This window comes from Lacibacter sp. (genome assembly GCF_035299325.1).
Classification (GTDB): domain Bacteria; phylum Bacteroidota; class Bacteroidia; order Chitinophagales; family Chitinophagaceae; genus Lacibacter.
Genome location: NZ_DATGWT010000017.1, coordinates 1 through 12,888, shown reverse-complemented (window position 1 = coordinate 12,888; position 12,888 = coordinate 1). Strand labels below are relative to the sequence as shown.

General features: G+C 41.0%; 10 protein-coding genes. 7 read left to right on the top strand and 3 right to left on the bottom strand.

What is annotated here, in order from left to right:
* Positions 1 to 92 precede the first annotated feature (92 nt).
* Genes VK159_RS10470 through VK159_RS10460 form a run of 3 tightly spaced genes read right to left on the bottom strand, consistent with a single transcriptional unit; the run spans position 93 to position 3,613 of the window.
* Positions 93 to 1,166, bottom strand: coding sequence for a 4-hydroxyproline epimerase (locus VK159_RS10470; protein WP_324230087.1), 1,074 nt, complete (start codon positions 1,164 to 1,166; stop codon positions 93 to 95).
* 45 nt (positions 1,167 to 1,211) lie between these two features.
* Positions 1,212 to 2,699, bottom strand: coding sequence for an aldehyde dehydrogenase (NADP(+)) (locus VK159_RS10465; RefSeq protein ID WP_324230086.1), 1,488 nt, complete (start codon positions 2,697 to 2,699; stop codon positions 1,212 to 1,214).
* Positions 2,700 to 2,716: 17 nt separating this feature from the next.
* On the bottom strand, positions 2,717 to 3,613 hold the full coding sequence (locus tag VK159_RS10460) for a dihydrodipicolinate synthase family protein (RefSeq protein WP_324230085.1): 897 nt from the start codon (positions 3,611 to 3,613) through the stop codon (positions 2,717 to 2,719).
* 126 nt (positions 3,614 to 3,739) lie between these two features.
* On the opposite strand from VK159_RS10460, the gene VK159_RS10455 reads away from it, so the two are divergent.
* From VK159_RS10455 to VK159_RS10425, 7 genes are all read left to right on the top strand, one after another.
* The gene (locus tag VK159_RS10455; protein ID WP_324230084.1) at positions 3,740 to 4,618 is read left to right on the top strand and encodes an AraC family transcriptional regulator; all 879 of its coding nucleotides are present in this window, start codon (positions 3,740 to 3,742) and stop codon (positions 4,616 to 4,618) included.
* Positions 4,619 to 4,655: 37 nt separating this feature from the next.
* Positions 4,656 to 5,936, top strand: a complete 1,281-nt coding sequence (locus VK159_RS10450) for a sterol desaturase family protein (protein WP_324230083.1) — start codon at positions 4,656 to 4,658, stop codon at positions 5,934 to 5,936.
* Between the two features lie 125 nt (positions 5,937 to 6,061).
* Positions 6,062 to 6,622: an RNA polymerase sigma factor gene (locus tag VK159_RS10445; RefSeq protein WP_324230082.1), complete on the top strand. Its 561-nt coding sequence runs from the start codon at positions 6,062 to 6,064 to the stop codon at positions 6,620 to 6,622.
* On the top strand, positions 6,612 to 7,196 hold the full coding sequence (locus VK159_RS10440; RefSeq protein ID WP_324230081.1) for a hypothetical protein: 585 nt from the start codon (positions 6,612 to 6,614) through the stop codon (positions 7,194 to 7,196). Before VK159_RS10445 ends, VK159_RS10440 begins: the two co-directional genes overlap by 11 nt.
* A 44-nt stretch (positions 7,197 to 7,240) precedes the next feature.
* On the top strand, positions 7,241 to 8,245 hold the full coding sequence (locus VK159_RS10435) for a hypothetical protein (protein ID WP_324230080.1): 1,005 nt from the start codon (positions 7,241 to 7,243) through the stop codon (positions 8,243 to 8,245).
* A 229-nt stretch (positions 8,246 to 8,474) separates the two neighbouring features.
* Positions 8,475 to 9,599 carry a serine hydrolase domain-containing protein gene (locus VK159_RS10430; RefSeq protein ID WP_324230079.1) on the top strand — a complete coding sequence of 375 codons (1,125 nt, stop codon included), beginning with the start codon at positions 8,475 to 8,477 and terminating at the stop codon, positions 9,597 to 9,599.
* 113 nt (positions 9,600 to 9,712) lie between these two features.
* Positions 9,713 to 12,888 (top strand): two-component regulator propeller domain-containing protein (locus VK159_RS10425; RefSeq protein WP_324230078.1); only part of this gene is annotated, 3,176 nt, incomplete at its 3' end.

Sequence of the window (12,888 nt, the reverse complement as noted above, 5' to 3'; positions counted from 1 at the left end):
GCTATTGAAAACTTGTAAATAAATTATTGTTATGCGAAAACTCTGCTTTCTTGATTCTATCCTGCCATCCCATAAATCCTGTAAATCATGGTTCAGATAACCTGAAACCCATAAGCATAAGGATCATCATCTTTATCAATGCTGATGGTATTGTAACCATAGATCTTTGCCCAACCTTCAATACCGGGCCTGATAGCTTTCATACCATTCACTTCCAACTCTTCTTCTATTGTACCAATGAACTTACTACCTATAATACTTTCATGTATAAACTGATCGCCTTTTTTCAATTTCCCTTTTGCGTACCATTGCGCCATACGTGCAGAGGTTCCTGTACCACATGGGCTGCGGTCAATTGCTTTATCACCATAGAATACTGCATTTCGTGCAGTAGATGTGGGATCGATCACAGAACCCGCCCATAAAATATGGCTGCAGCCATTGATCGTTTCATCCTGCGGATGAACGAATGTATATTTTGCATTGATATTCCTCCGCAACTCTCTCGCCCATGCAATTAATTTATCAGCAGCATAATGTTCAAGACCTTTAAAATTTTTCTGCACATCAACGATGGCATAAAAATTTCCTCCGTAGGAAACATCAACAACTAACTCACCCAACTCCGGACAATCAACGGTTAATTCTGTTGAGTGTAAATAAGCAGGTACATTGGTGAGCTTTACACTTTTTACCTTTGCCTGAAGGCCAGGGCCAGTCATTTTGTACTCGATCATCACCAATCCTGCTGGCGCTTCCATACGAATGATGCCCGGCGTTTTCGGAACGATCAAACCTTCTTCTACTGCAATGGTGATTGTACCAATGGTACCATGTCCACACATCGGTAAGCATCCACTTGTTTCAATAAATAAAACAGCTACATCATTCTGCGGATCATGTGGTGGATAGAGAATACTTCCACTCATCATATCATGACCCCTTGGTTCAAACATTAACCCTTTGCGTATCCAATCATACTCTTTTAAAAAGTGCTGACGTTTTTCGCTCATCGTATTTCCCTGCAATGCAGGACCACCTTCAGCGACTAAACGAACCGGGTTGCCGCAGGTATGTGCATCCACACAATGAAATACCCAACCACCAAAACGATAGAGTTCACTATTGGGATATTTCTTTATGATGGGTTGATCGATTCGGCTCATGATTTATCAATTCTTCGTTCAATATGTATTGAAACTTTATAAACTTTACTGAACAACATTTTTCGTCAGTTCGCTATTCACTCTTCTCCAAATCCCTAATGGATTTTCATTCTTCAATTCATCGGGCAATAATTCATTCTCCCAGTTTTGTAAAGAGATCGGTCGTGCAAAACGTTTAATGCCATCGGCACCAACACTCGTAAAACGACTATCGGTTGTTGATGGGAACGGACCACCATGGTGCATACTCAAACAAACTTCTACACCTGTCGGCACACCATTCAAAATAAAACGACCGCAGATATTTTTAACGGCTTCTATCAATTCTTCATTCTTCTTCAACTCATTTGTAGTTGCCATGAGCGTTGCCGTCAACTGTCCTTCCAGTTGTTGTGCAACAGCCAGCATCTCTGTTTCATCTTTACAACGGATAATGAGTGAATACGGACCAAACACTTCCTGGTGCAATAACGGATTCTTTAACAAAGTTTCTGCACTTGCAGTTGCAACAGTTGGCAAACCCTCATCTTCTTTTACAGCTGTTTCACTTTCTGCAACAAGGTGTACATCATCCTGCAACAATGCATTTCCTTTTTTCTCTTTATACGCTTTTACAATACCTGCATGCAACATAGCTGCCGGTTGTGTTTTTTGTATTGCTTTACCAAGATCATGCGTAAAAGTTTTCAATGCTTCGCTTTCAATGGCAATGATCAAACCCGGGTTGGTACAAAACTGTCCCACACCTAATGTAATGGAACCTGCATAGGCTGTTGCAATTCCGGATGCATCACTTGCCAATTTCTCCGGTAATAAAAACACAGGATTCACGCTCCCCATTTCTGCAAATACCGGAATCGGTTCTTTACGTTGATTGGCCCAATCGAATAACTGTTTACCTCCACCATAAGAACCGGTGAAGCCAACTGCTTTTGTATGCTGATGTGTAACCAATGCTTTACCTGTTTCAAACCCTGCACCATACACATGCGTAAACACACCCAATGGTAAATTATTAAATGCAGCTGCTTTAAAAATTGCATCTGCTACTATGTGCGAAGTTTCAGGATGTGCAGGATGTGCTTTTACAATAACGGGACAACCAGCAGCTAATGCACATGCTGTATCACCACCTGCTGTTGAATACGCAAAGGGAAAATTGCTTGAACCAAACACCACAACAGGTCCCATTGGTATCAGCATTTTTCTGATGTCCGGCTTTGCAGGCACTTTATCAGGAACAGCTGTGTCAATACTTGCTTCGAGCCATTCGCCATTTTCGCATGCAGCTGCATAGCTGTTCAATTGAAAAATAGTACGGCCACGTTCGCCTCTTAATCTTGCTTCAGGTAAATGCGTTTCACGCATCGCTGTTTGAATTAATGTATCGCCACAGTTTTCTAACTCAACGGCAATGGAACGCATAAAAGCTGCACGTTCTTTCAAACTTTTTTTGCGATAGATATGAAATGCTTTCCATGCTTCCTGCATGTAAGCATCAATTTCATGTAACGGCGTATCTGCTAAATTCATGTTTGTTATTTGATGGATTATAAAACCGGTCGTGCAGCGAGTCCATCGTTAATGATTTTTAAAATACGATCCCGTTCGCTGCCCTGTAAAGTTAAACGAGGAGCACGAACATATTCACTTCCAATTCCTGCTTGTGTAGCAGCAAGTTTAATATACTGCACCAACTTTGGATGAATATCCAGTTCGAGCAACGGCATGAACCAACGATAAATGGCTGCTGCTTCTGCTATTTTACCTTCTTTCACAAGGTTGTAAATAGTCACCGTTTCTTTCGGAAAGCCACAAACCAAACCTGCCACCCAGCCATCAGCACCCAAACACAATTCTTCCATCGCTAATGTATCAACACCACAAAGAATTTTTAAACGTGTACCGAAACGATTGATCAAACGGGTAACGTTTGTTACATCTCTTGTGCTTTCTTTCACTGCTGTGATATTGCTGCATTCGATCAGTTCTTCAAACATATCAAGCGTCACATCAATTTTATAATCAACCGGATTGTTATAGATCATGATCGGCAGATCAGTTGACTTCGCAATGGTTTTAAAATATTCCACTGTTTCCCTGTCATCACTTTTGTAACGCATGGGTGGTAACAACATCAATCCTTTTGCGCCCCATTCTTTTGCATTGGCGGCCTGTTGCACTGCATCTTTGGTTGTGCTCTCTGCAATATTCATGATCACCGGAATTCTTCCGTTTAGGAATTTAATTGCATGTTTGATTAGCAATTCCTTTTCTTCAGCTGTAATGGTGCTGGCTTCGCCGAGTGAACCACCAATGATCACGCCATGCACACCGGCATCGAGTTGCGCCTGCAGGTTTTTTTCAAACATTTGCAGATCAACTTCATCGTTAGCGGTAAACGGTGTAAGCAAAGCGGGGAATACCCCTTTCCATTCGAATGACATAGTATAAAATTTTAAACGAAAGTAACCGATGCCCCATAGAAAACAGAGGCCGTTCTTAACGGATTCTTTACCGATATTAACCCGATATACCTATATTTTTACAATCAAGGCTAATATTCGCTAAAAATGAAGATTGTACAGTTTACCATACCGGTGGCGGGTGACAGTTCCATTGTGGTGCAGCACGAAGTATTGCCGCATTTTTATGTGCATCTGCACAGGCATCAGGAAATTCAGATTACCTGGATCAAAGAAGGAACGGGAACATTGATCGCCGGTAATTACATGCAACCATTCTTACCCGGTGATATTTATATCCTCGGCGCCAATCAACCCCACCTGTTTAAAAGCGATCCCGTTTACTTTAATAAACGCAAGAAGAAAAAGGTAGAATCACTGTCACTTTTCTTTAATCCCGCACAATTCTATGAAACCGTACTTGCATTGCCGGAAACCAAACCAATCCGGCGTTTCATTGAACAGACAAACTCCGGATTAAAAATTTCTGCTGCAGCAACCAAAAAGATTCTTGTGGAAATGCAACAGGTGCAACAGGCAAAACAAGCGTATCGACTTTCCTATTTCATTCAGCTGTTGCAAACACTCAGCAACAGCAGAGGCAATCGGGTTCTTTCATCGGCATCAACTATTTACAGTATTTCCGATACCGAAGGCTTGCGTATGAATGACGTATATCGATACACCATGGAACATTATACGGAGCACATCAGCCTTGAACAGATCGCAGCAGTTGCGCATTTGACAGTACAGGCTTTTTGTCGCTACTTTAAAAAACACACCCGTAAAACTTATATCAGTTTCCTCAACGAAATACGTATCAGCGAAGCCTGCAAACAAATGACGGGCAATCATCCTGTTGCTATTTCATCCGTAGCGTACGACTGTGGTTTCAGCAGTGCAGTAAGTTTTAACCGGGTGTTTAAACAGGTGACGGGTGTTTCGCCTTCCCGATACATGGCCGATTACCGGGAGCAGGTAAACTGACGGCCTTTCCGTATTTTCGCAGTAAGATTGTTTGCACATGGAAACCTACGGTAAAATTTTACTCATTGCCATGCCGGCTTTTTTATTGCTGGTACTTGCCGAAGCCTGGTATGGTGTTTGGAAAGGAAAGCAAACTGTCCGCAATCTGGATATGATCTCCAGTCTCAGCAGCGGTATTACCAATGTTACAAAAGATGTGTTGGGTTTAAGTATTGCCATTATCGGTTATGGTTGGCTGGCAGATAAATTAGCGATCGTACATATTGAGAATACCATTCTTACGTACGTCATTGCTTTTGTTGCACTCGACTTTGCAGGCTATTGGGTGCATCGTCTCGATCATGAATATAATTTTTTCTGGAACGCACATATCATTCATCATAGCAGTGAAGATTTTAATTTGGCCTGTGCATTGCGGCAAAGTATTTCTGTTGTATTCCGTCTCTTCACCATCTTTTTATTACCGGCAGCGTTGCTGGGTGTACCAACTATGGTGATTGCTGTTGTGGCACCTCTGCATTTGTTTGCACAGTTCTGGTATCATACGCAACACATCAATAAGATGGGATTTTTGGAAAAGATCATTGTTACACCTTCGCACCATCGAGTGCATCATGCCATCAATCCTGAATATTTAGATAAGAACTATGGACAGATCTTTATCATCTGGGATAAACTCTTTGGCACGTACCAGGAAGAACTGCCTGACAAAAAACCTGTTTACGGTATTACACGGCCGGTGCAAACATGGAACCCGATCAAAATAAATTTCATGCATTTGGGCTTACTCATTAAAGATGCATGGTTGACAAAAAACTGGAACGATAAATTCCGTATTTGGATGATGCCAACCGGTTGGCGCCCAGCAGATGTTGCGGAGAAATATCCGGTACACAAGATTAATGATGTGTACAACATGCAGAAGTACGACACCAAAGCTTCCACTTCATTGCATGTGTGGAGTTGGGTGCAGATAACTATGACATTATTATTTATCAGTTATCTCTTTGGCAATATTGCATCCATCAACGCATTGAACGCTTATTATATTTATATCTATGGCTTGTTCATTTTCCTGAGCGTGTATGCTTACACCGATTTGATGGATCGTAACAAATACGCCATCGTGTGGGAGATCATCAAGAACAGCTTGGGCATTGCTATCATTTTACAAACCGGCGATTGGTTTGGCGTAGCAGCACTTAGTCCTGTACTTAAATATATGATTGGCGCTTACTTTCTACTCTCCACAATCGTTACGCTTTGGTTTGTGATGAAGCATGCAAAGGAAGATCAGCAGGTGATGATGGTGGCGTGATTTTTCTTGATAAGCTATCGCTTCCACTCATCCTCTTTTTCCTCCTTCCATCGCTTCGCCAAAAAATTCCTGCCCCGGCCGTGCAACAAAATCAATGAACTTTATACTTTCTATTATAAAAACCATTGAACCTGTCAACAATCATCCCATCAGCAGACGTATTGGTGCAGCAATGCATCAACGGAGAAGCTTCGGCATACAGGGCCCTGTATGACCGTTACTCAAAGGCCATGTACAATACAGCGCTGCGGATTTTGAACCGGGCCGATGATGCAGAAGATATTCTGCAGGAAGCATTCACCGATGCGTTTCAGCAACTCCGTTCGTTTGAAGGCAGATCAACATTCGGTGCATGGTTACGACAGATCGTGGTGTACAAAAGCATTGCACATCTCAAAAAACAAAAACTGCATGTGAATGGATTGGAAACGGATGCAGAAAATATTGCAGATGAAACAGTGCTGGAAGAAGATGAAGTGTGGTACACGGTTGACAGTATTAAGCAAGCCATGCAAAAATTACCCGATGGCTACCGTACGGTGTTGACGCTTCATTTAATTGAAGGGTTCGAACAGGAAGAAGTGGCTGAGATGATGAAAGTGGCACATTCAACCGTTCGCACACAATACATGCGGGCCAAACAAAAATTATTACAGCTGTTAAAACAAGAAGTATATGAGCAGTAACCTGGAAAAATTCGTGAACAGAAACCGAAGTGAGTTTGATACGGAGCACCCGGGTGCCGATGTATGGAGCAAGATCGAAAAAACGCTCCCCATCAAAAAAGAAGCAAAGGTTTTTTCCCTGAAAGACATCTATAAATTTTCGGCCGCCGCCGCTGTGGTTTGTATTGTGCTGACATCGGTGTACTTCCTGTATGTCCGTCAGCAGAAAAATGAACTGGCAGTAACTGATCCAAAAGCAACAACCAATACTGCACAACTTAACGGCATTGCTCCGGAATATGCAGCAGAAGCAAAACAAGTATTCAATGCCATTGAAACACGCCAGGAAGAATTAAAGGAAGCAACCGTTGACAATCCTGAATTGTACAAACAGTTTTTAGATGATCTGCAATTACTCGACAGTACGTATAATATGCTGCAAAAACAAGCAGCTCACACGCCCAATAAAGATGTGATCATGAAAGCCATGCTTCAGAATCTGCAACTGCAGGCAGAACTGTTGTATCGCCAGTTGATGATCACCAACGACATCAAGAAACAAACAAAACAAAACAATGAATTACCGAATGGTTAATGCCATTCAAACGATTCACTTTACATCATTAAAAAAGTATGAACATGAACCTTTCATTCAAAACCATTCTTGGTATGGCCCTGCTGTTTATTACAGTACAGGCAACAGCACAGCAAAAAGAAGAGAAAACAGAGAAAAAACGTTACGAACATTTTAAAGAACGTAACATCTCTAAGACGTATTCCGCTTCCGGAAATACATTGAACATTAATAACAGTTTTGGTAATGTAACTGTTACCACCTGGGATCGAAATGAAATTAAAGTAGACATTCATATAGAAGCAAGTTCTACCGACAAAGAACTGGCGGATAAAATGTTCGAGAATATCGACGTTACAGAAAGCAAAGACGGCAATGAAATAAAATTCAAAACCACAACCAGTAAAAACAAGAACAGTAATTACAATTGTAAAAATTGCAAAAGCAGTATGAGCATTAACTATACTGTACAGATACCTTCCAACAACACTTTAAAAATTGAGAACTCGTTTGGTGCAATCAAATTACCTGACTATAATGGCAATGTTTCACTTAGCAGTAAGTTTGGTTCATTAACCGCAGGCAATCTGCCTAAAACGGAAAAACTGGTAGTTGAATTTGGTAAAGCAAACTTGAAGAATGTAAACAACTCAACTTCTATATTCAAATTTTCAACTGTAACCATTGAAAATCTTACAGGCAGCAACAAGATCAATATGGAGTTCTGCAGCAGCAGCCGCATCAATATCGACAATGATCTTACGTCCCTTACGTTGAACGAATCGTACAGCACTGTTAATTTACGTCCTGCTTCAAATTTCTCTGCTACCTATACCATCAAAACAAGTTTTGGTTCGGTGGTAGACCGTACCAATGCCAACATCAAACGTACGGATACTCCGGATAAATATGGTCCTGATTCAAATCGTAGTTATGAAGGAAAATCAGGTTCCGGTTCATCGAAAGTAGAAGTGAAGTCAAACTTCGGCCGCATCATTATTGGTGAGGCAACAGAAGCTGAAATGAAAGAGAAAGAAAAAAACAAAACAAAAAATAAGCAAGTGATCTAAAACCTTTTTCTCATGTTGATTATTACTCCCTTTTGACTCTTCAAGAGGGACCAGTTTGGTAAAAACGCTAACCTTATCATCGCTCCCCTTTTGTTTTCGCAAAAGGGGATTTTTTTATAGTGTTAACCGCTAACTCAAACACAACAGCCGCAAACTAACCGGTATACCATTAATTGATTTTTGGCCATCTACTTTAGCAGTACCAAAAAATAAACCAAAAATCAAAGACATGAAACAAACACTTATTCTCGCCAGTTTTATTCTACTGGTGGTTGCCTGCCAAAAGAAAGAACAGGGTATTAACAGTAACCAACCAAAATTTGATCTCGACAAATTTGAACAGAATATCAAAACCACGTATGGTCCGCAGGCCGTTGGTTATTCTTACACAATTGTTGTGGGCGATAAGATCATGCGGTTTGGTGCTGCCGGCAAAGCCTCCAGATCAGATGGCGATGTTCCTTACACCATTGAAACAAGACAGGAAATTTTCAGCGTTACAAAATTCATGACGGCAATTGCAGTATTTAAAATGCTGCAGATGAAAGGCATTTCGCCTGACGCCTATATCCATAATTATCTGCCTAACTCATGGACCATTCATCCTTCGTTGATGCAGATCAGCTTTCGCAGATTATTATCACACAACAGCGGCTTTGCAAAAAACGATCGTGACTATGCATCATTAAAACAAATGATGAATATGCCACAAGGCGATACAACACGCACTTATAACAATGCCAACTTTGCATTGTGCCGCATACTGCTTCCCTATATGAAATATGGTAAGGGTTATTTTGCAGGGGCTGAAATGAATAATACGTTGGAATCTGCAACTGCTTTAGAGTTCAGAGAGATTATGCGTGATCTTGTGCTGCAACCATCGAACATTGCACATTGGGAAAAAATTGATTTCAGAAACTGGAATCACCAGGGGTTGAATAATTATCCTTACACCTTGTTCTACCGTTGGAATAGTAATATGGCGCCCGTAACGAACAGCGATGATGTATTGATCGCCGGTTCAAGAGGCCTGGTGATGAGCACCTATGAAATTGCGCAGGTAATGATCGCCTTTGAAAATAATCAACTGGTGCCTGAACAAACAAAACAACTAATGAAAATAGCCGGTTGCGGTTTTGATGGAGTAAATGGTATTGCCGGTGACAAAGGAAGATACTTTTGGAAAAATGGTGGAGGCCCCGGTGGTCCCGGCCCCGGCGGTGAATGCATCATCATGAGTTTCCCCAACAGTGTTTATGTAAGCATTAACTCAAACAGCAATGTGGATGATAACGCACAACATGTTGCCAGCCCCGCTAAACTGGTACAGGCATATGATAATGCATGGTAATAAGAAGTTAAGTTGCTGACCTTGTTTACACCCTATTTGTTTTTCGTTGTTGATCAGGCTCCGCTGCAAATGCGGAGTTTGGTTACAACGCTTTGAAAGAAAAAGAGTAATTTTTGACCCGTGAAACCAATCGTTGTATTCGTTTGATGAAAGTAATTCATATCGTGCTTCTTCTGTTGATTGCATGTACTGCACAAAAAGTAACTGCACAGGGCCCTGCATTTTATCACCTCAGCACAGCAGAAGGATTGAGCGATAACAGTGTGAATGATGTGAAGCGTGACAGGAACGGGATACTCTGGATCGGCACAACAGAAGGACTCAATAGTTTTGATGGTAACAGCATTACTACGTATTACAAATACAATCACCCAAAACTCGCAGCAAATGATATACTGCAGGTAATCTGCGACAATGAAAACCGCATCTGGCTACGAACACCCACAAATGTTGTAACCATGCTCGATGCAAAACGGAATTTTCATTCGTTCCCTGTTGGTGATACTTCTGAAACCAATATTCCGATTAACTATCTGCTAACGAAAACAAAAGGTCTTATTGTTCGTACAGCAAACGGGCATTATGTTTTAAATACAATAACCAATCGCTTTGAAGAATGGAAAACTGTTATTGATTCCTTTCTCCCCGAAGCGGCCCGCTTTGTTGAGCCGTTTGATGAAAACAAATTTCTGTTTTATGGCAACAACCGTGTACTGCTGATCGATTATGCAACGCAAAAAAAAATAATGGAGATCGAAATGCCGGGTTTAATGGGTGCTGCACGGATCAACAACAATGAGATTATTACGTACAACCTTTCCGGAAGCAATGTCTACCGCATCAATATAAAAACACAAACTGCAACGCACACTTATACAAACCTGAAAGATCAAAACGGAAACGCATTGGCAAAAGACCTTCGAAATATCACCCGCATCAATGAACAGCAATTTGCGCTCAGCACCCGTTTCTCCGGTATGTATCTCATCGATCTGGAGAAAGAAAGTTTGCAATTGCTGAATCATGATCCGTTGAATGAACGAAGCATTGGCGGTGATAATACCAATGTGGTGCATTACGACAGCAGCGGTTATCTTTTTGTAACCACACGCACATCCGGTTTGCATTACCTGCATCTGAAACAGCCGCAAATTGCTTACCGTCCTTATTTTAAAGATGAACAGGGAAATTTGTTTGATGGATTTATTCAGGCCATTACAGCAAAAGATAATTTAGTATGGCTCGGCACACAGGATCGGTTAATTCGTTTAAACAGAACAACGAATCAAACATCTTTTGTTGATTATTATTTGCCCAATGGCACCAACCTCAATAAAGAAGAAACGATAAGAGCCTTGTATAATGATGAACAGGATCGCTTATGGGTTGGTACATCACGTTACGGCATACTGTTGCTTAACAAGCAACAAAAAACAATTGCACATTTTGGAAGAAAGAATGAAAGTAATGATTCACTTCCTTCACTATGGATAAATGGATTTTGTAGTGATGCTGCCGGTAATCTTTGGGTAGCAACCATGCGAGGCATCTGTAAGATAAACACCAACAGTTTACAGGTAACTAATTTTGAAACACATCCTTTGTTAAAAGAATTAAATGGTCTTTATACAAACACCGTTTGGATTGATAGTAAGCAACAACTCTGGATAGGCGCCAGTCGAGGAGCCTGGTGTTATAATGAACAGAGACAAACGTTAAAGCGATACACCGATAAAGAAGGACTTTCACATAATCGTGTGTTCTCGTTCAATGAAGATAATCAAGGCAATATTTATATCGGAACTGTTGCCGGCTTAACAGTACTTGCGCCAAACGGAACAACAACAGTATACAACCGCAGCAAAGGTTTACGAAATGATAAATGCGAAGGCATTTTAAAAGATGAAAATGGCTTTCTCTGGATCGGCAATTTGAATTGTTTGATCCGTTTTGATCCTACGACCAATAATTATTCTGTTTATGAAGAAGGATTAGGTTTCAGTCATGCAGGTTTTCGGATGCGTAGTTGTTTTAAAGCAGCTGATGGTGAAATGTTTTGGGGCAGTGATAAAGGACTTAACTCGTTTTATCCGCAGCAACTGAATACAATCTCTGTGCAACTGCAACCATCCATCAATTCATTGTACACAACAGATAGCAGTTATCGTTTTACAACTACCGACACACTTCGTTTTCCGTACAACACATCCGCTTTTCATTTCTATTTTTCATCAGGTGAATTAACCGGATCAAAAAAAATACAGTTCCTGTATAAACTTGATGGGTATGATACTGATTGGAAAAAACCGATCGCTTACGGACAGGCCGTGTACAGCAAACTCCCGCCGGGCAGCTATCGCTTCCAGGTAAAAGCATCCAGAGATGGTATTAATTGGTTTGAAGCTGCACATCCCATTCAACTCAATATCAGTAAACCCTGGTGGCAGCAAACATGGTTTCGTGTTACCTACATCGCTGCATTTTTTGCGTTGCTGTATGGCATTTTCAATTTCCTGCAACGACGCAAAAAAGAAAAAGAAGTAAAACAGATGATCGATTACTTCGCTCATTCAGGTTTTGAACATTCATCAGTAGATGATATTCTTTGGGATATTGCCCGTAACTGTATCTCTCGTTTGGGCTTTGAAGATTGCGTGATCTATACGGTTGATGAAGAACAAAAAGCATTACAGCAAAAAGCGGCGTATGGACCCAAAAGCCCCAAGGCCTATGAGATCAAAAACCCAATCATCATTCCGTTCGGAAAAGGTATTGTAGGCGATGTGGCATCAACCGGAAAACCAACCATCATCAACGACACTACAAAAGATAAACGATACATTGTTGATGACGAACAACGTTTTTCTGAAATAACAGTTCCCATCATTCACGAAGGCAAAGTAATTGCAGTGATCGATTCAGAACATCAACGCAAAAACTTCTTTACCAAACAACATCTTGAAGCATTGCAAACCATTGCTTCTCTCAGCTCCGCAAAAATTTCCCGTGCCATGGCCATGGACGCCATGAAGAAAACAAAACTGGAAGTAATGGAGCTGAATGTAAAGATGGCTGAATCAAAGTTTATGAACCTGCGGTTACAGATGAATCCGCATTTTATGTTCAATGCATTAAGCTCTATTCAGCATTTAATTGTTTCGCAGCAAACAACAAAGGCGTATAAATATCTCACCATCTTCTCCAACTTTCTTCGTTCGCTGCTCAACTATGCCGAAAAGAATTTTATTCCGTTGGATGAAGAGTTGAAAGTATTGCAGATGTATGTGGA